This window comes from Geodermatophilus telluris (assembly GCF_900102745.1).
GTDB lineage: Bacteria > Actinomycetota > Actinomycetes > Mycobacteriales > Geodermatophilaceae > Geodermatophilus > Geodermatophilus telluris.
Map to the genome: position 1 here is coordinate 283,767 of NZ_FMZF01000003.1, position 16,530 is coordinate 300,296.

19 protein-coding genes are annotated in these 16,530 nt (G+C 77.1%); 9 read left to right on the forward strand and 10 right to left on the reverse strand.

Translation table 11 applies throughout. From position 1 onward, the window contains the following. Entirely contained in the window at positions 1 to 930 is a 930-nt protein-coding gene (locus BLQ97_RS11840) for a M56 family metallopeptidase (protein ID WP_091366070.1), read from the reverse strand. A 1-nt stretch (position 931) separates the two neighbouring features. After that, positions 932 to 1,291 carry a BlaI/MecI/CopY family transcriptional regulator gene (locus BLQ97_RS11845; protein ID WP_091366071.1) on the reverse strand — a complete coding sequence of 120 codons (360 nt, stop codon included), beginning with the start codon at positions 1,289 to 1,291 and terminating at the stop codon, positions 932 to 934. A 169-nt stretch (positions 1,292 to 1,460) separates the two neighbouring features. Between BLQ97_RS11845 and BLQ97_RS11850 the strand changes: the two genes are divergently transcribed. Genes BLQ97_RS11850 through cydC form a run of 3 tightly spaced genes read left to right on the forward strand, consistent with a single transcriptional unit; the run spans position 1,461 to position 7,411 of the window. Further along, positions 1,461 to 3,011 carry a cytochrome ubiquinol oxidase subunit I gene (locus BLQ97_RS11850; RefSeq protein ID WP_091366072.1) on the forward strand — a complete coding sequence of 517 codons (1,551 nt, stop codon included), beginning with the start codon at positions 1,461 to 1,463 and terminating at the stop codon, positions 3,009 to 3,011. 12 nt (positions 3,012 to 3,023) lie between these two features. Further along, positions 3,024 to 4,043, forward strand: a complete 1,020-nt coding sequence (gene cydB / locus BLQ97_RS11855; RefSeq protein ID WP_091366073.1) for a cytochrome d ubiquinol oxidase subunit II — start codon at positions 3,024 to 3,026, stop codon at positions 4,041 to 4,043. Beyond that, positions 4,040 to 7,411 (forward strand): thiol reductant ABC exporter subunit CydC, encoded by a 3,372-nt coding sequence (cydC, locus tag BLQ97_RS11860; RefSeq protein ID WP_091366074.1) that lies wholly within the window; start codon positions 4,040 to 4,042, stop codon positions 7,409 to 7,411. Before cydB ends, cydC begins: the two co-directional genes overlap by 4 nt. 3 nt (positions 7,412 to 7,414) lie before the next feature. Here the strand turns inward: cydC and BLQ97_RS11865 are convergent, their stop codons facing one another. The 3 genes from BLQ97_RS11865 to BLQ97_RS23900 form a co-directional block, all read right to left on the reverse strand. After that, on the reverse strand, positions 7,415 to 7,693 hold the full coding sequence (locus BLQ97_RS11865; RefSeq protein WP_091366075.1) for a hypothetical protein: 279 nt from the start codon (positions 7,691 to 7,693) through the stop codon (positions 7,415 to 7,417). 61 nt (positions 7,694 to 7,754) lie between these two features. After that, on the reverse strand, positions 7,755 to 7,997 hold the full coding sequence (locus BLQ97_RS23895; RefSeq protein WP_245692095.1) for a hypothetical protein: 243 nt from the start codon (positions 7,995 to 7,997) through the stop codon (positions 7,755 to 7,757). A gap of 66 nt (positions 7,998 to 8,063) precedes the next feature. After that, entirely contained in the window at positions 8,064 to 8,420 is a 357-nt protein-coding gene (locus BLQ97_RS23900) for a hypothetical protein (protein ID WP_245692097.1), read from the reverse strand. Positions 8,421 to 8,439: 19 nt separating this feature from the next. On the opposite strand from BLQ97_RS23900, the gene BLQ97_RS11875 reads away from it, so the two are divergent. Continuing rightward, positions 8,440 to 8,688 carry a hypothetical protein gene (locus BLQ97_RS11875; RefSeq protein ID WP_091366076.1) on the forward strand — a complete coding sequence of 83 codons (249 nt, stop codon included), beginning with the start codon at positions 8,440 to 8,442 and terminating at the stop codon, positions 8,686 to 8,688. 29 nt (positions 8,689 to 8,717) lie between these two features. Continuing rightward, positions 8,718 to 10,010 (forward strand): PP2C family protein-serine/threonine phosphatase, encoded by a 1,293-nt coding sequence (locus BLQ97_RS11880; RefSeq protein ID WP_091366077.1) that lies wholly within the window; start codon positions 8,718 to 8,720, stop codon positions 10,008 to 10,010. On the opposite strand, the gene rraA is transcribed toward BLQ97_RS11880, so the two are convergent. Both rraA and BLQ97_RS11890 read right to left on the reverse strand, forming a co-directional pair. Next, positions 10,000 to 10,494: a ribonuclease E activity regulator RraA gene (gene rraA / locus BLQ97_RS11885; RefSeq protein WP_091366078.1), complete on the reverse strand. Its 495-nt coding sequence runs from the start codon at positions 10,492 to 10,494 to the stop codon at positions 10,000 to 10,002. The genes BLQ97_RS11880 and rraA overlap by 11 nt on opposite strands. After that, positions 10,491 to 10,850 (reverse strand): putative quinol monooxygenase, encoded by a 360-nt coding sequence (locus tag BLQ97_RS11890; RefSeq protein ID WP_091366079.1) that lies wholly within the window; start codon positions 10,848 to 10,850, stop codon positions 10,491 to 10,493. Before BLQ97_RS11890 ends, rraA begins: the two co-directional genes overlap by 4 nt. Before the next feature lie 109 nt (positions 10,851 to 10,959). Between BLQ97_RS11890 and BLQ97_RS11895 the strand changes: the two genes are divergently transcribed. Both BLQ97_RS11895 and BLQ97_RS11900 read left to right on the forward strand, forming a co-directional pair. Beyond that, complete coding sequence (locus tag BLQ97_RS11895; protein WP_245692098.1) at positions 10,960 to 11,661, forward strand: GntR family transcriptional regulator; 702 nt, start codon at positions 10,960 to 10,962, stop codon at positions 11,659 to 11,661. Further along, the gene (locus BLQ97_RS11900) at positions 11,658 to 12,833 is read left to right on the forward strand and encodes an MFS transporter (protein ID WP_091366080.1); all 1,176 of its coding nucleotides are present in this window, start codon (positions 11,658 to 11,660) and stop codon (positions 12,831 to 12,833) included. The genes BLQ97_RS11895 and BLQ97_RS11900 overlap by 4 nt, the downstream gene beginning before the upstream one ends. Here BLQ97_RS11900 and BLQ97_RS11905 read toward each other — a convergent pair. The 3 genes from BLQ97_RS11905 to BLQ97_RS11915 are packed head-to-tail and all read right to left on the reverse strand — an operon-like array spanning position 12,830 to position 14,684. Beyond that, the gene (locus BLQ97_RS11905; protein ID WP_245692100.1) at positions 12,830 to 13,936 is read right to left on the reverse strand and encodes an isocitrate/isopropylmalate dehydrogenase family protein; all 1,107 of its coding nucleotides are present in this window, start codon (positions 13,934 to 13,936) and stop codon (positions 12,830 to 12,832) included. The two genes, BLQ97_RS11900 and BLQ97_RS11905, sit on opposite strands and share 4 nt — an antisense overlap. Further along, on the reverse strand, positions 13,933 to 14,376 hold the full coding sequence (locus tag BLQ97_RS11910) for a cupin domain-containing protein (protein WP_091366081.1): 444 nt from the start codon (positions 14,374 to 14,376) through the stop codon (positions 13,933 to 13,935). The genes BLQ97_RS11905 and BLQ97_RS11910 overlap by 4 nt, the downstream gene beginning before the upstream one ends. Continuing rightward, entirely contained in the window at positions 14,373 to 14,684 is a 312-nt protein-coding gene (locus tag BLQ97_RS11915) for a putative quinol monooxygenase (RefSeq protein ID WP_091366082.1), read from the reverse strand. Before BLQ97_RS11915 ends, BLQ97_RS11910 begins: the two co-directional genes overlap by 4 nt. 76 nt (positions 14,685 to 14,760) lie before the next feature. Between BLQ97_RS11915 and BLQ97_RS11920 the strand changes: the two genes are divergently transcribed. Beyond that, a complete protein-coding gene (locus BLQ97_RS11920) occupies positions 14,761 to 15,822 on the forward strand; it encodes an Ldh family oxidoreductase (RefSeq protein WP_217637161.1) in 1,062 nt (353 codons plus the stop codon). Next, positions 15,819 to 16,514 (forward strand): GntR family transcriptional regulator, encoded by a 696-nt coding sequence (locus tag BLQ97_RS11925; protein WP_217637162.1) that lies wholly within the window; start codon positions 15,819 to 15,821, stop codon positions 16,512 to 16,514. Before BLQ97_RS11920 ends, BLQ97_RS11925 begins: the two co-directional genes overlap by 4 nt. Positions 16,515 to 16,530: the final 16 nt, after the last annotated feature.

Genomic DNA, 16,530 nt, shown 5'->3' on the forward strand with positions numbered 1-16,530 from the left:
TCACAGGGCGGGGAGGAGGAGCAGGGCGGTCGGGACGAGGAGCAGCAGGCCGGCGCAGGCGAGGGCCAGGGCGCGGGCGGTGGCCGGCAGCGGCGGCGGTGGGGTGACCAGCCGGACGACGCGGGCGCCCACCGCGCTGCCGGCCACCGCGAGCGCGCCCTCGGGCACCCCGCCGCCCGCTCCCCCGGCGGCCACGACGATCGCCTGGGCCAGCGTGCGCCGCGGGTCGGGTCCGCCGAGTCCGGCCAGTGCCCGGTCGTCGGCGCGCATCTCCACCAGCTCGCGGACGGCGGCGTGCGCGCGGGCGGCCGCGGGCAGCACGGGCAGCGCCGCCTCCCACGCCACGAACGGCAGCAGGTAGAGGTGGTGGTGCTCGGCGAGGTGGGCCCGCTCGTGCGCGACGACGGCGGCCAGCTGGTCGTCGTCGAGCTCGGCGACCATGCCCGAGGAGAGCACCAGCAGCGGGCGGGCGCCGGGGATGCAGAACGCCACCGGCGCGGGGTGCTCGAGCAGCCGGGCGTCGGGCGCGGCCGGCGAGGGCTGCACGACCAGCTCGAGCAGGTCGCGGTGCCGGCGGCGGGTGCGCGCGGTGCGCACCCACGACAGCGCCAGGACGCCGAGCAGCTCGGCGGTGAGGACGGCGGCCAGGGTGAGCGCCACCCAGTGGTCGCCGCGGACCGGGTCGTCCGCCGACCGCCCGGTCAGCACCGCCCAGCCGGCCTCGGGCAGCGAGTGCCCCCAGGGCGCCAGCCCGTGCACGAGCAGCGCGCCGACGATCGACAGGCCGCCGGCCAGCCCGATCGCCTGCCAGCAGATGAGGGCCACGAGCGGGTCGCGGCGCGGCCAGCGCGCCCGGCCGAGCCACGCGGGCACCGGCCAGGCCAGCAGCGCGGCGAGCACCGCCAGCGCCGCGGCGGTCGCGGGCAGCACGTCAGCGGGGGTCCGGCGCCGTCTCCTCGAGCAGCTGCCGCAGCAGCCGCGCCTCCTCGGGGTCCACGCCGCCGACGAAGCGCGCCAGCACCGCCTGCCGGTCGCCGGAGCGGCCGAGCACCTCGTGCATGAGCTCGGCGGCGTGCTGCTCGCGGGTCGCCGTCGGCCGGAACCGGCGCGGGCGGGCGTCGTCGTGCTCGACGAAGCCCTTGGCCTCCAGCCGGGAGAGCACGGTGTGCACGGTGGTCAGCGCCAGCCCGCGGTCGGCCAGCGCGTCGCGCAGCCCGGCCGCCGCGACCGGCCCGTCGGCGGCCCACAGCCGGTCCATGACGGTGCGCTCGAGGTCGCCCAGCGAGGCCACGGTTCCTCCAGTCGGTCGGGTTCTACCCAGCGTAGAACGGGGTCCGCGACCGGCGCACGGACGGTGTCGCGCACCTCACTCCCGCGCGTTCTACGAGACGTAGAGAAGTCGTTCTACGCAGCGTAGAAAGGAGGCGTCGGGCGGCTCCCGACAGTGAGGAGCAGGTGCCGTGGACGTCCTGGACATCGCCCGCTGGCAGTTCGGCATCACGACCGTCTACCACTTCCTGATGGTCCCGCTGACCATCGGGCTGGGGCTCCTGGTCGCGGTCATGCACACGATGTGGGTGCGCACCGGCAGGCCCGAGTGGCTCCGGATGACCCGGTTCTGGGGCAAGGTCTACCTGGTCAACTTCGTGCTCGGGGTGGCCACCGGCCTGGTGCAGGAGTTCCAGTTCGGCCTCGCCTGGAGCGAGTACTCGCGCTTCGTCGGCGACGTCTTCGGCTCGCTGCTGGCGCTCGAGGCGCTGCTGGCCTTCTTCCTCGAGTCCACCTTCCTCGGCCTGTGGATCTTCGGCTGGGGCCGGATCCCGAAGAAGCTGCACCTCGCGGCGCTGTGGGCCGCCGTCGTCGGCTCGATCGTCAGCGCGTACTTCATCATCGCGGCCAACTCGTGGATGCAGCACCCGGTCGGCGTCGCCGTCGGCGCGGACGGCCGCCCCGTGCAGGTCGACTTCCTGGCGGTCCTGACGAACAACACGGCGCTGGCCGCCTTCAGCCACGCGATCGTCGCCGCGCTCATGGTCGCCGGCGCCCTGCTGGTGGGCGTCGGCCTGTGGCACCTGCGGCGGCGGAAGCTGGCCGCGGCGCCGGACACCGACGTGGACCACGCGGTGTGGCGCCGCTCGGTCCGGCTCGGCGGGTTCGTCTCGCTGGCCGCCTTCGTCCTCGTCGCCGCCACCGGCGACTGGCAGGGCAAGCTCATGTACCACCAGCAGCCGCTGAAGATGAGCTCCGCCGAGGCGCTCTGCGAGACCGAGGCGCCGGCGCCGCTCTCCGTCTTCGCCTGGGCCAAGCTCGGCAGCAACGAGTGCGACGACGTGCACAGCTGGACCGTCCCGGGCCTGCTGTCCTTCCTCGCGCACTGGGACTTCTCCTCCCCCGTCCCGGGCGTCGAGGAGCTGCAGGAGGAGTACGCCGCCGTCTACGGCGAGACCTACCCCGACGACCCGTCCTTCGGCGACCGCGCCGGCCAGGAGATCGACTACACCCCGGTGCTCGCGGCCACCTACTGGAGCTTCCGGCTCATGATCGGCATGGGCGGCGTCTCGGCCGGTGTCGCGGCCTACGCCCTGTGGGCCACCCGCCGCGGCCGGGTGCCGACGTCGCGGATCGGCGTCCACGGCTCGCTGCTCGCCGTCGGCGCGCCGTTCGTGGCCAACGCGGCCGGGTGGGTGTTCACCGAGATGGGCCGCCAGCCCTTCGTCGTGTACCCCAACCCCGACGTCCCGGTCGACGAGCAGGTGTGGTTCTTCACCGCCCAGGCGGTCTCCCCCGGCATCAGCGCCGCCGAGGTGTGGACGTCGCTGGTCAGCCTCGGCCTGCTCTACGGCGCGCTCGCCGTCGTCGAGCTGTTCCTGCTCACCCGGCTGGTCCGCCGGGGCGTCACCACCGGCGACGCCACCGCCACGCCACCGGCCGTGGGCTCCTCGCGGCGGGACGACGACCAGCGTCCCGACGACGACCGCGCCGACGACGACGTCCTCTCCTTCGCCTACTAGGAGCTCCCGACCATGGACCTGCAGACCCTGTGGTTCGCCGCCGTCGCGGTGCTGTGGACCGGCTTCCTGCTGCTGGAGGGCTTCGACTTCGGCGTCGCGGCGCTGCTGCCGGTGCTCGGCCGGCGTGGACGGCAGGGCACGGCGGACCGCCACCTCATGCTGCGCACCATCGGCCCGGTCTGGGACGGCAACGAGGTCTGGCTGATCACCGCCGCGGGCGCGGTGTTCGCCGCCTTCCCCGGCTGGTACGCCACCTGGCTGCCGGCGCTGTACCTGCCCTTCGTCGTGGTGCTGCTCGGCCTGATCGTGCGGGCGGTGGCCTTCGAGTGGCGGCACCAGTCGCACGACCCGCGCTGGGACGCGACCTGGACCCGTGTCATCACCGGCGGCTCGCTGGTGGCCGCGGCCGGCGTCGGCGCGGCGCTGGGCGCCACCACGCTCGGCCTGCCCATCGACGGCGACGGCACCCGGGTGGGCGGGGCGTTCGCCGGCCTCGGCTGGTCGTCGGTGCTCGGCGCGGCCGCCGTCGTGGCCTACTCGCTGGTGCACGGGGCGCTGTTCCTCGCGCTGAAGACCGACGGCCCGCTGCGGCTGCGGGCGCGGGCGTTCGCGCTGCGCTGGTCGCCGGTGGGTGCGCTGCCGCTGCTGGCCTGGGCGGGTCTGGTGCACCTGCGCTCGGGCACGCTGGTCACCGGCGTGCTGTGGCTGGTGGCCGCGCTGGCCGTCGTCGTCACCTGGACCCGGGTGCGCCTGGACCGCGAGGGGCAGGCCTTCGCCGGCTGGGCCACCGTGCTGCTGGCCTCGGCGGCCACGCTGTTCGGCGCGGCCTACCCGGTGGTGGTGCCCTCGACGGTCTCCCCGGCGTTCGACGTCACGATCACCGAGGCCTCGGTCAGCGACTACACGCTCACCGTGATGACCTGGGTGGCCGCCGTGGGCCTGCCCGTGGTGCTGGCCTACCAGGCCTGGACCTACTGGGTGTTCCGCCGGCGGCTCACCGCCGAGCCCGGGCACGAGACGGTGGCGGCGTGACCCCACGGGGTCCGCTCGGGCCGCTGGCCGGCGTCCCGGGCCTGCCCGGCGCGCTGGCCCGGGCGGCGCTCGCCGCCCTGGGGCAGACGGCGGGGCTGGTGCTGCTGGCGGCCGGCCTCGCGCACGCCGTCGCCCGGGCCGCCGGCGCGGCCGACGGCGCGCTGCTGCCCCCGCTGGCCCTCGCCGCCGGCGGGGCCGCGCTGCGGGCGCTGGCCGGCACCCTCGGCGAGCTCGCCGCCACCCGCGACGCCCGCCGCGCCGAGGACGCGCTGCGCCGCGCGCTGCTGGGCCGGCTGGCCGCCTCCCCCGCCGCCGTCGCCGCGGCCGGCGGTCCCGCTCCCGCCGCGGTGCTGGCCACCACCCGGCTGGCCGACCTCGCCCCGGGCCTGGCCGGCTACCTCCCGGCGCTGGCGCAGGCGCTCGTCGTCCCGCCGGTGCTGCTCGTCGTCCTGGCGGCCACCGACCTGCTCTCGGCCGGGCTGGTCGCGGTCACCCTCCCGCTGGTGCCGCTGTTCCTGGCGCTGGTCGGGCTGGCCACCCGCGACGGCACCACCGACGCCGCCCGGGCGCTGGACCGGCTCGCCGCGCACGTCGCCGAGCTGGTGCGCGGCCTGCCGGTGCTCGTGGGCCTGGGCCGCGCCGCCGACCAGGTGGCCGCGCTCGCCGAGCTCGGCGAGGTCTCCCGGCGGCGCACGCTGGCGGTGCTGCGGCTGGCGTTCGTCTCGGCGCTGGTGCTCGAGCTGGTGGCCACGCTGTCGGTGGCGCTGGTCGCGGTCACCGTGGGCCTGCGGCTGGTGCACGGCGACCTCGCGCTGGCCACCGGCCTCACCGCGCTGCTGCTCGCGCCCGAGGCGTTCGCCCCGCTGCGGGCCCTGGGCGCGGCGCACCACGCGAACGAGGCCGCCGCCCTGGCCGCGGCCGAGGCGCGGGCCGTGCTCGCCGCCCCCGACGGCCGCTCCCCGGTGGCCGCCGGGGTCGACGACGACCCGCGCGGCGCCGGCGTCGTCGTCACCGGGCTGACCGTGCGCCACCCCGGCCGGGCGCTGCCCGCGCTGCCGCCGGTGGACCTGGCGCTGCGGCCCGGTGAGCTCGTCGTGCTGCGCGGCGCCAGCGGCTCGGGCAAGTCGACGCTGATCGCCGCGCTCACCGGTGCGCTCGACCCGGCCGCCGACGTCGCCGGCACGGTCACCGGCGTCCCCGCCGGCGCGGTCGCGCTGGTGCCGCAGCACCCGCGGACGACGGGGCGCACGGTCGCCGACGAGCTGCGCCGGCACGCCGGCGGGGAGGCCGGTGACGCCGTCGTCGAGGCCCTGGCACGCGTCGGCGCGGGCGCGCTGGCCGGGCGCGACTGCACCACGCTCTCCCCCGGCGAGCTGCAGCGCGTGGCGGTGGCGCGGGCGCTGGTGCGGGTGCGCCGCGGCGCCCGGCTGCTGCTGCTCGACGAGCCCACCGCCCACCTCGACGCGGACTCCGCCGCCCGCGTGGCCGCCGTCCTCGCCGACCTGCGCGGCACGGTCACCGTCCTGCTGGTCACCCACGACCCGGCGCTGGCCGCGCTCGCCGACCGCACCGTCGACCTCCCGGGCACCCCGGCGCCGGCCCCCGCCCCGGCCCCCGCGAGATCTGCACAGTGGTCGCCATCAGCGCCCGAGGACCGCCACTGTGCAGATCTCGCGGACACCGGCGGGACGACGGCGAGCTCGGCTCCCGCGACGGCTCCCGCGACGGCGACGGGCGGGCTGGGGTGGCCGCGGCGGGCGCTGGCCCGGGCGGTCGCGGCGGGCACCGCCTCGGCCGGGGCGGGCGTCGCGCTCACCGCGGTCAGCGGCTGGCTGATCGTGCGGGCCGCGGAGATGCCGCCGGTGCTCACCCTGCTGGTCGCGATCGTCGGCGTCCGGGCGTTCGGGCTGGGCCGTGCCGGGCTGCGCTGGGTCGAGCGGCTCGCCGCCCACGACGCCGCCCTGCGCGCGGCCGCCGACCTGCGGGTCCGGGTGTGGCGCGCGCTGGCCGCCCAGGGCGTGGCCGCCGACCGGATGCCGGGCAGCGCGCTGGCCCGCGTGGTCGGTGACGTCGGCCTGGTGCAGGACCTCTCGGTGCGGGTGGTCCCGCCGGCGCTGGTCGCGGCGACCGTGCCGGCCCTCACCGTGGCCGCGCTCGCGCTGCTGCAGCCCGCCGCCGCGGGTGCGGTCGCGCTGGTCCTCGCCGGCACCGCCGCCCTGGTGCTGCTCGTGCACCGGCGGGTCGACGCCGGCGCCGCCCGCGAGGAGGGCGCGCTGCGGGTGGCCGCGCTGCGCGACGTGACCACCGCGCTCGAGGGCGCGGCCGACCTGCGGGCGCACGGCCTGGCCGCCGCCACCGCCGCCGACCTCACCGCCGTCGCCGGCCGGCGCGCGGGCGTGGCCGTGACCGGCGCCCGGGCCGGCGCGCTGGGCACCGGGCTGGTCGTCCTCGGCACCGGGCTGGCCGCGGTGCTGGCCACCGCCGTCGGCGCGGCCGGCGGCCTGGCCGGGCCCGAGGTCGCCGTGCTCGGCCTCGCCCCGCTGGCCCTCGCCGAGCCACTCACCGGCATGGTCGCCGCGCTGCAGCGGCGCGGCGCGCTGGCCGACGCCCGCGCCCGCCTCGACACCGTCCTCACCGCGCCCGTGCCGGCCGAGCCCGCCGGCCCGCTGCCCGCCCCCGCCGCGGTGCGCGACCTCGCCGTCACCGACCTGACCGCGGGCTGGCCGGGCGGTCCCGACGTGCTGCGCGGGCTGTCGGCGGAGGCACGGGCGGACGGCGGCTGGCTGGTCGTCCGCGGCCCGTCGGGCGCCGGCAAGTCGACGCTGCTGGCCGTGCTGCTGGCGGCGCTGCGCCCGCGGGCGGGCCGCTACGACCTCGCCGGCGTGGACACCGCCCGGTTGACCGGGGACGCCGTCCGGTCGCGGACGGCGTGGCTGCCGCAGGACGCGCACGTGTTCGCCTCGACGATCCGCGCCAACCTGGCGCTGGCCGCGCCGCGCGGGCAGCTGGCCGGCCCCGACGGCGAGGCGCGGATGTCCGCGGCGCTCACCGCCGCCGGCCTGGGCCCGCTGCTGGCCGGGCTGCCCGGGGGCCTCGACACCCCCGTCGGCGCCGGCGGCACCGCGCTGTCGGGCGGCGAGCGGCGGCGGCTGGCCGCGGCCCGCGCCCTGCTGGCCGACCGGGACGTGGTGCTGCTCGACGAGCCCACCGCGCACCTCGACCCGCCCACCGCGGCGGCGCTGGTGCGCGACCTGCGCCGCGCGCTGGCCGGCCGGGTGGTCGTCTGCGTGACCCACGACGACGCGCTCGAGCAGCCCGGCGACACCGTCGTCCGGCTCGGCGCCCCCGAGCCCGTGCCGGCCGCCTGAGCCTCAGGCGGCTGCGGCGTACCCGCGGCCCGGCCGCACCCGCAGCACCTCGAAGCCGGGGACGTCGGGCAGCGCCGGGTCGACGGCGACCGGCACCCCGTGCAGCCGGGCCACGGCCGGGCCGACCTGGGCGACCAGCCGGGCGTACAGCTCGGGCCGGACCCGGATCTCGCGGGGCGGCGCGGCGCCGGGGGCCCAGGCGACGGCGAGCAGGTCGGCGGCGACGTCGGAGCGCCCGTCGGGGGCGGTGCGGTGTCTCGGGAAGGGGACGACGGTGCTCATGACGTGCCTCCTGGGCGGTTCCCCCGTGCCCTGTTCAACGCCGGTGTGGTGCAGGTCGTGCCTACTCCGGAGGACCGACGGTCCTGTCCTGATACCCGCCCGAGGGCACGTCGACCGGGATCTCGTCGCCCAGCCGGGCGCCCTGCAGCAGCCGCAGGTCGTCGCCGGACCAGAAGCTGCCCGGGTCGTAGGAGTTGCGCGGCCGGTCGGGCGGCAGCAGCCCCATCGCGGTGTAGGTGGTCGCCACCAGCTCGGCGCAGAACACCGTCTCGGCCGCCGTCCCGCGCCGCAGCCGGCCGCGCACCCAGCCGATCGGCCCCCCTGCAGGGTCCCGCCGCGAGCTTGCGAGTGGCGGGGGGCAGGGGGGTCCTTACACCATGTCGCGGGTCACGCCGCCGTCGTCGGCCGGGCCGACCAGCTGCCGCAGCCAGGCGCGCTGCCCGTGGCGCCGCCGCCAGGTGAGGACGGCGTCGCGCAGGTCGTGCAGCTGGACGCCGCGCTGGTGCCGGCCGGTCCACGCGTCGGGCAGCGAGCGGCCGAGCTCGGCGTGCCAGAGCAGCGGCGGCAGGTCCTCCAGGACGACGGCCATGCCGACGTGGTTGACCGGCGCGTTGGTCACCGCCCGGATCGCGCGGTCGGCGAGCGAGGCGCCGCGGAACACCCAGACGTCGCCGGTGCGGGTGAGGTCGACCGCCTCGTCGAGCGGCAGCGCGCGGAGCGGGGTCACGCGGCTACGGTAGGCGACCGTGCACCTCCCCAAGAACGCCTGGAAGCTGCTCGGCCTGGCCGGGGTCGCCGGCGTCGCGGCCACCGGCGCGGTGCTGGTCCGCGGGGAGCGGCAGCGGCGCGCCTACACGCCCGACGACGTCCGCGCCCGGCTGCACGAGCGGCACGCCGCCGCGGCCGCCGGGGAACCGGGCGACGAGCCGCCCGGCCCCGTGCCCGTCCCGGGCCGGCGGCGGCTGCCCCGCCTGCGGCGGCGCTCCCGCGTTTGACGCCCACGCCGGAGGCGCATGGCAGCCAGGTGCCGGGCGACCCGGACAGCGCGCACCGCGCCTTCCGCGACAGGGAGGGCCGGGCCCCGGCGGTCGAGAGCGTCGGCGAGCGACTCCTGGGCACCCTGCTCGACCGGGCCCACCTGATCCCGCCGCGACTGGTCGGCCCGCTCGTCGCGCAGGAGCTGCGGCGCGCGGGGGTCGAGGAGGTCGCGGTCCTCCTGCAGGACGTCGACCAGGTCGAGCTGCACCCGCTGACCGGCGCGGGGCTGTCCGGCGAGCCGGTGCCCATCGCCGACAGCCCGGCCGGCACGGCCTTCGCCACCGACGAGGCGGTCGACGAGCCCCTCGGCGACGGCGCGGTCCGGCTGCACCTGCCGGTGCTCGACGGCTCCGACCGGGTCGGCGTGCTGTCCCTGCTGCTGCGGCGGCCCACCGACGCCGACCGCCGGCTGGCCCAGCGCGCCGCCGGGCTGGTCGCCGACCTGCTGGTGACGAAGAACGCCTACACCGACACCTTCGCCCGGGTGCGCACGCGGCAGCCGATGACGCTGGCCGCGCAGCTGCAGTGGCAGAGCCTCCCGCCGCTGTCGATGACCACCCCGGACGTCGACCTCTCCGGCATCCTGGAGCCGGCCTACGAGGTGGGCGGCGACAGCTTCGACCACGCGCTCGACGACCACGTGCTGCACGTGGCCGTCTTCGACGCGATGGGCCACGGCCTGACCGCCGCCGCCATGGCCACCCTCGTGCTGGCCGGCTACCGGCACGGGCGGCGGCGCGACCTGACCCTGGCTGAGGTCTACCGGGAGATGGACCAGGTGGTCGGGCAGACCTTCCCCGGCCGCTTCGCCACCGGGCAGGTCGCCCGCCTGGACACCGAGACCGGGCAGCTGTGCTGGGTCAACGCCGGCCACCCCCCGGCGCTGTGGGTGCGCGGCTGCCGCGTGGTCGGGGAGCTGACCGGCCGCGCCAGCCGGCCGATCGGCTTCGGCGGCGAGGACCCCGAGGTGCACACCGTCGCGCTCGAGCCCGGCGACCGGGTGCTGTTCCTCACCGACGGCGTGGTCGAGGAGCGGCTGGAGGGCGGCGAGCAGTTCGGCGAGGCCAGGCTGCGGGAGCTGCTCGAGCAGACGGCCCGGGAGGGGCTGGCCGCGCCCGAGACGGTGCGCCGGCTCTCCCACGCGCTGATGGCGGCCCGCAGCGGCCGCACCAGCGACGACGCCACGCTGCTGCTCGTGGAGTGGAAGGGCCCGCCGCGCGACGACGAGCTGACCCCCGACGTCCCCGAGGCGACCCCCACCGGGTCGGTCAGCCGCTGACCCCCTCGGCCGGCGCGGCGGGCAGCACGACGATCCCGTCCCGGTCGGCGCACAGCCACTCGCCCTCGCGGAAGACCACGCCGGCGAAGACCACCGGCAGTCCCGCCTGGCCGGAGTGCAGACCCTTCACGCTGCGCCGCGGGTGGGTGCCCAGCGCCCGGACGCCGATCGGCTGGGCGTCGATCTCGTCGGCGTCCCGCACCGCTCCGTTGACCACCACGCCGGCCCAGCCGTTCTCCGCGGCCGCGACGGCGAGGTTGCCGCCGAGGAGCGCGCAGCGCAGCGACCCGCCGCCGTCGACGACGAGCACCCTCCCCTCGCCCGGCTGCCCGACCGCGTCGCGGACCAGCGTGTTGTCCTCGAACACCTTCAGCGTGCGGATCGTCCCGCTGAACCCCGGGCGGCCGCCGAAGGCCGTGAAGCCCGCGTCGCACACCTGCGCCTCCGGGTGCTCGTCGCAGAGGTCGGTCGTGGCCCGGCTCATCGCTGCTCCTCCTCGTCGTCGTGCGCCTCCGGGAGCGCCTCCGCCCACGCCCCGACGCAGTGGCCGACCAGCACCCGGCCGGCCGTGCCGACCTCGCTGCCGGGCACCACCGTCCGCTCGGCGACCCGCTGCCAGGCGGCGGCGTGCGGCGTGTGCCCGTGTGCGGCGAACGCCGCGTCGTCGGCGTAGAGCCCGGAGACGACGAAGGCGTCGGGCTCGCCCGCCACCTCGCACACCTCGACGCGCAGGCAGCCCGGCTCGTCGCGCACCGCCGCCTCCGCGGTGGCCGTGACGCCGGCGAGGAACTCCTCCCGGCGTCCCGCCCGGACCCGGACCCGCACCACCTGACTGAACACGGCCTCCCCCTCATCCGGGACCCGAGGTTATAAGCTCGGGGACAGAGATGGCCAGTGCCCAGCCGAAGACGCAGCTCACGGGGCGGGTCGACGATGCAAGGAGGCCGCTGTGCCAACCGGTGAGGAGGGGCTCGCGACCAAGAGCCAGCGGGCGTACGCCCGCGTGCGGGCGATGGTGCTGTCCGGAGAGCTGGCGCCCGGGTCGGTCCTCAACCAGGCCGTCCTCGCCCGCGAGCTGGGGGTGAGCACCACGCCGCTGCGGGAGGCGCTGCGCCTGCTCCAGCAGCAGGGCCTGGTGGAGCTGGACGCGCACCGCGACGCCCGGGTCGCCCCGCTGGACGCCGCCGAGGCGCGCGACCTGCTGGAGGTGCGCGCGAGCCTGGACCCGCTGGCCGCCGGTCTGGCCGCGCAGCGCCGCACGGCCGAGGACCTGGCGCGGATGCGCGCGGCACTGGGCTCGCTCACCGCCCTGCACGCCGGTGCGTCCCCCGCCCAGCTCGACGGCCACCGCGCGTTCCACGCGGCGGTCTACCGCGCCTCGCACAACGCGCTGCTCGTCGAGGCGCTCGACGGGCTGTGGGACAAGACCGACCGCTACCGCCGGCACGCGCTCGCGGCCGGACGCAGCGACGAGGAGGTCGAGCAGCGCGCCGCAGAGCACCGTGCGCTGCTCGACGCGGTCTCCGACCGGGACGCCGGGGCGGCCACCGCGATCATGCGCGCGCACGTCGAGACCAGCCTCGGTGCCCGCTCGGCCGACCGGCTCGCCGCCGAGCAGCACGGGTGGGCCGGCCACGGGGGACGGCGGTGAGCGCCGGCGGCCGCCGCGCGCTGGCGCTGCTGCTGGCGCACTCCGCGCTCACGCAGGTGGTGACCTTCGTGCTCCGGCCGGCCTCGGCCTACCGCGCCCTCGAGCTCGACGTCCCCGCGGCCTGGCTGGGCGCGCTGACCGCCTCCTTCGCCGTCGTCCCGCTGCTGCTGGCCGTGCCCTCGGGACAGGCCACCGACCGCTTCGGCGAGCGGCGGGTGCTGCTCGCCGGTGCGGTCCTCGTGCTGGCGTCCGCGCTGCTGTTCACCACGGGACGCGGCGGTGCGGCCGGGCTGGTCGCGGCCAGCGTGGTGCTCGGCACCGGGCACCTGCTGTCGGTGGTCGGCCAGCAGGCCGCGGTGGCCAACACCGCCGGTCCCGGCCGCTTCGACACCGCCTTCGGCCACTACACGTTCGCCGCGTCCCTCGGCCAGGCGCTGGGACCGGCGCTCATCACGGCCGTCGGTGGCTCGGGCACCCTGCCCGACACCCGGCCGGTCTTCCTCGTCGCGGTCGGCGTGGCCGTCGCGCTGCTGGCCTGCACCGCGGTCCTCCGGCTGCCGGCCCGCGCCGCCGCCGCGGGCACCGCCGAGCGCGGCGGCATGAGCACCCTGCTGCGCCTGCCCGGCCTGCTGCGGGCCCTGACGGTGAGCTGCATCGTGCTGGCCGCCGTCGACATCACGCTGGTCTACCTGCCCGCGCTCGGCGCCGACCGCGGGCTGGCCGCGGGGTTCGTCGGCCTGCTGCTCACCGTGCGCGCCGGCGCGTCGATGACGTCGCGGTTCTTCCTCGGCCGGCTCGTGGCGCTGCTGGGTCGCCGGCGGCTCATGCTCACCAGCGTGCTGCTGTCGGCCGCGTCCATGGCGGCCGTGGCGGCACCGGTGCCCGGGCCGGCCCTCGTGGTCCTCGTCGTCCTGCTGGGGCTGGGCCTGGGGGTCGGGCAGCCCCTGACCATGTCCTGGCTGGCCGAGGTCGCACCCGCGGGCCTGCGCGGCCGGGCGATGTCGCTGCGGCTGACCGGCAACCGGCTGGGTCAGGTCCTCGTGCCCAGCACCGTCGGCCTCATGGCCGCCGGCGTCGGCTCGGCCGGGGTGCTGTGGGCGACCGCCGGGGCGCTGGCCCTCGCCGGGGCCGCCGCCCGCCGGCTGGCGGTGGACGGCGGCACCGGCGCCTAGCGTCCGGCGACCCGGTCCACCACGGCCGCGGCGAACTCCCCGGTCGAGGCGGTGCCGCCCAGGTCACGGGTGCACACGCCGTCGCTGACAGCGGCGCGGACGCCCTCCTCCACGCGCGCCGCGGCGTCGAGGGCCCGCTCGTCGCCGTGCCGCCGGCCCAGCCAGTCGAGCAGCATGCCCGCCGACAGGATCATCGCGACCGGGTTGGCCAACCCCCGTCCGGCGATGTCGGGCGCGGACCCGTGCGCGGCCTGGGCCATGCAGCGGTCGTCGGAGGCGTTGACGGACGGTGCGATGCCCAACGAGCCGGCCAGTTCGCCGGCCAGGTCGGACAGGATGTCGCCGAACATGTTCTCCGCGACGACGACGTCGAAGTCGTGCGCCCGGCGCAGCAGGTGCACGGTCATCGCGTCGATGTGGACGTCGTCGACGGCGACGTCCGGATAGCCCTCGGCCACCTCCAGGCACACCCGCTTGAACAACCCCGAGCTCAGCTGCAGCACGTTGGCCTTGTGCACGATGGTCACCCTGCGGCGGCGGCGCCGCGCCAGCTCGAAGGCCGCCCGCGCGATCCGCTCGACCGCGGGCCGGGTGAACACCCCCATGCAGACGGCGACGTCCGGCGTCGGCATGTACTCACCGGTGCCGGCGTGGGTGTTGCGGTCGGCGTAGAAGCCCTCGGTGTTCTCGCGGACCACCACCAGGTCGGTGTCGGGCGCGATCGCCGTCCCGCCGCCGAGACCGCGGGCCGGGCGGACGTTGGCGTAGAGGTCGAAGTGCTTGCGGATGGCCCCGCTCGGGTTCAGCTGCGACCGGAAGGGCTCCGGGTACGCGGCGCTGTCGTGCGGGCCGAGCAGCCAGCCGTCCAGCCCGGCCAGCGCCTCCAGCGTGGCGGGCGGGATGGCGCTGCCGTGCTGCTCGATGGCCGAGGCGCCCAGGGGGAGCTCCTGCCAGTCGGCCGACGCGCTGCCGACGGCGGCCAGGGCGGCGTCGACCACGCGCACGGCGGCGGGCACGATCTCCGGGCCGATGCCGTCGCCGAGCATCACGCCGAGGCGGTAGGAGCGCGGGGGTACCGGGTTCAACGTGACGACGGCGCTCACGTCCTGCTCGCCCCCCGGTCGCTGTCCGACAGGTGCTCGACGGTCTCGCCCGTGGCCGTGATCGTCCGGGTGACGTCGCGGCCGCCGTAGACCCAGTAGATGGTCATCGAGCCCTCGCCCCGGTTCCGGAAGCAGTGCGGGACCCCGGCCGGCACCCAGGTCGCCTGGCCGGCGACGAGGTCGAACTCGTCGTCGCCGACGACCGCGGTGGCCTCGCCCGCGTGGACGAGGACGGTCTCCTCGACGTTGTGCGAGTGCAGCGGGATCCCGGTGCCCGGCGAGAAGACGGTCATCCCGGTGGTGACCCGGTTGCCCTCGCAGTTCCACCTCCCGACGAACGGGATGGTGACGACGCCGTTGCCGCGGTCGAAGCGCTCGATCTCCTCCGGCCGCAGGACCATCGACGGCGCCTGCGGCTGGGTGGGCGGCTGGGTGGTCACGCGGACTCCTCGGCGGTGTGGGTGACCAGCAGCGACCCGGGGGTGTTGACCTGGTGCGCGACGACCTGCTCGGCGACGGTGCGCCACCGCGCGAAGTGCGGCGACGCCTTGTGCGCGGCGAACGCCTCGGCGTCGGTGTAGAGCTCGTAGAGGAGGAAGCGGTTCTCGTCGCCCGCCACGGAGCAGACGTCGAACCGCAGACAGCCCGGCTCGTCCCGCACCGAGGACTCGGCGTTGGCCGCCATGCCGGCGAGGAACTCCTCGCGCCGGCCGGGCCGGACCTCCATCTGCACCACCAGGCTGAACACGCGCCGTCCTCCCGTCGTCCCAACTTGTATGCCAAACTGTATACAAGACCTGCCGGACGAGCGGAAGAGGGACACGGTGATCGAGGAGCGGTACTCGCCGGACGCGCTGCGGACCTTCGGCAGCCAGGTGCTCGAGAGCCTCGGCGTGCCGGCCGCGGACGCCGCACTCGTGGCCGACAGCCTGGTCCAGGCCGACCTGTGGGGGCACGCCTCGCACGGCGTGCTGCGGCTGCCCTGGTACGCCGCCCGCCTGCGCAGCGGCGCGATGACGCCGGTCACCGCCCCCGTGGTGCTGGTCGACACCGGCCCTCTGGTGCTGCTCGACGGCCGCGACGGGATCGGCCAGGTCCTCACCGAGCGGGCCCGTGTGCTGGCGGTCGAGCGGGCCCGGACCCACGGCATCGGCGCGGTGGCCGTCCGGGACTCCAACCACTTCGGGACGGCGATGTGGTTCACCCGCCGCGCCGCGCACGACGGCGTCGTCGCCGTCCTCACCACCAACGCGAGTCCGGCCATGGCCCCCTGGGGCGGGCGGGAGAAGCGGCTGGGGACCAACCCCTGGTCGATCGCGGCACCGGCGCCGGGCGGCCGGGTGGTCGCCGTCGACATCGCGAACACCGCGGTGGCCCGCGGCAAGATCTACCTGGCCCGCAACCGCGGCGAGCCGATCCCGGACGACTGGGCGCTCACCGCCGACGGCGCCCCGACCACCGATCCCGCGCAAGGGCTGCTCGGCGTCGTCCTGCCCATGGCCGGGCACAAGGGCTACGCGATCACGTTCCTCGTGGACGTGCTCTCCGGCGCGCTCACCGGCAGCGGCGTGGGCACCGAGGTGCACGGACCGTACGAGCCGGAGGCGCGTAGCCGCGCCGGGCACCTGTTCCTCGCGATCGACCCGTCGGCCCTCGGCGACCGGGCAGACTACGACGCCCGGGTCCAGCGACTGATCGACGAGGTGAAGGACGTGCCACTGGCGCAGGGGTTCGACGAGGTCTTCTACCCAGGCGAGGTCGAGGACCGGGCCGAGGCGGCGAACCTGGCCGCCGGCGGCGTGCAGCTGGCGACCGAGTCGCTGGCCGACCTGCGTCGGCTGGGCGCCGAGACCGGTGTGCCCCTCGACGCCCAGGGTGCGCGGTGACCGACCTGGCCCCCAGCAAGGCCGACCAGGTCCACGCCCAGCTCAAGGAGGAGATCGAGCTGGGCGAGCTGGCACCGGGGGCGTCCCTGTCGGAGCTGTGGCTGGTCGAGCGCACCGGCGCCTCGCGGACCCCGGTCCGCGAGGCGCTGCGCCGGCTGGCCGCCGAGGGCCTGGTCGACCTGGCGCCCCGCCAGGGCGCCCGGGTCTCGCGGGTCTCGGCCCGCAGCGTCCGCGACCTCTTCGAGTTCCGCACGCTGCTCGAACCGGCCGCCGTCCGGCAGGCCACCGAGGCGGCGAGCGCCGATCCCGGCCTGCACCGGGAGTTCGCCGCGATGCGCGACGCGTTCGCGGGCACGCTGGACCAGGCGCCGTCGACGGCGCGGTCCCGGTCGTTCTACGAGCTGGCCGACCGCTTCGACTGGGCGGTGGTCCGCGCGACCCGCAACGAGCACCTGCGGCGCACCATCGCCGAGCTGCGGCCGCACACCGCGCGGCTGCGCAACCTCTCGCACCTGGACCCGCAGCGGGTCGAGGTGTCCGTCGGCGAGCACCTGGCGGTCTGCGACGCGCTGCTGGCCGGGGACGCCGACGGCGCCGCCGCCGCCCTCACCGAGCACCTGCGGAGGAGCCTGGAGACCATCTTCCGCAACCTGGCCGGGAGCCCCGGCGAGGACGTCGACCTGCTGGGTTAGCGGCCCCCGTGCAGGG